1 protein-coding gene is annotated in these 1,340 nt (G+C 39.6%); it reads right to left on the reverse strand.

The features are described from left to right. Nucleotides 1–1,232, reverse strand: a 1,232-nt coding sequence (locus ACS8FD_RS14780; RefSeq protein WP_459252131.1) for a tetratricopeptide repeat protein, incomplete at its 3' end; no start/stop codon positions are given. Nucleotides 1,233–1,340: the final 108 nt, after the last annotated feature.

A 1,340-nucleotide genomic window follows, 5' to 3' on the forward strand; every position in this document is an offset into this window, starting at 1 on the left:
ACCTGCTCATTTTCATTAAGGTGTTCTTGAGTTTCTAATGAGTTTGTAACAAGTGCGCTATCTTCAACTACTAAGCTGTCTTCAACTGCCAATTCGTCTGTAATCGACAAGCTATCTTCATCTTCTAGCAGTAACGCAAAATCATCGTTAGTAGGCTGAGTATTGTCTTCTTGATTAGTAGTATCTGTCTCTTTACTGGTAACTGTCTCTTCAACCAAGTCATCAAAGTCTAAAACAAATTCGTCATCTGAGCTGACATCTTGTGACTGGCTGTCTTGCGTTTGAACATCATCAAAATCTAGCTCCGACGAGTTGCTATCATTTGTCATCAAATCGAAATCAAGCATAAAGTCATCATCGACGTTTACGTTGTTTACGTGTTGATCCTTATTAACGTCGTCTACAGCAACAGGCTGAGCACTTGTTTCATCAGCACTTGTCACTTCGGTTATATCAAAATCACTGATGTCATCGCCATCTGCTGTAGTTTCTAGCTGAGTAGTTTCTAGGCTACTGGCGTTTAGATTGTTAGTTTCTGCGTTTGTGCTTTCCAAATCAGCTAACGTTAGATCAAAATTTTCATCAGAATTATTGTTAGCGCTAGGGATACTTTGTTGTGATGATACAGAGTCACTAAATGCTTCAGAACTATCTAAATTGTCGTTGTCTGTATCAGATTCAACATCCGTAACAGTCTGTGAGGTGGACAAGTCAAAATCTATACCTTCAAACGCAGCTTCATTGTCAGATTCAGGCTTTACTGGTTGGTTTTGCGTTTGTTCTTGGTCTAATAGAGCTTTGAGTTTATCCGCATTGTCTATAGCAGTTGCATTACCGGACAATTTGATCGCGTTATAAGTTTTATTAAAATCTTCACGCTGCTCGGTTGTAGCATAGATATTTAATAGCTTGTGTAATAACTCAGAATCTTGAGGTTTTTCAGTTAAGCCTCGTTCAATGGTTTCAATGGCTTTATCATAACGCTGCTGATCTATAAAGCGTTGAGCCACGGTTAATGGATCAAATTTGGTCGCGTTTTGCTGAGCAGGGACTTGTTTTGAGTCTACAGACGCCGTCTTTGGCTTTAATGTGGATGCATGAGCATCTACACTTTGATTGGTCTTATCCAAGTGTTGTGTGGTTGGTTGTTTGGCCTTATTTTTGCGTAGCACAAGTACCGCTACCAGTAAAATTGCTACCAGACCCACAATGATATACAGCATATTATCCATAAATACTCCTAAGCCTACGAGCCTTGTTTACAGCAATTTGTGCTGAGCAGCGAGGCAATTATTGATTGCGTAATTTTTTGAGACGAGCTTCAAGCTCAGCCAGTTTTT

This window comes from Psychrobacter sp. 1U2 (genome assembly GCF_051847575.1).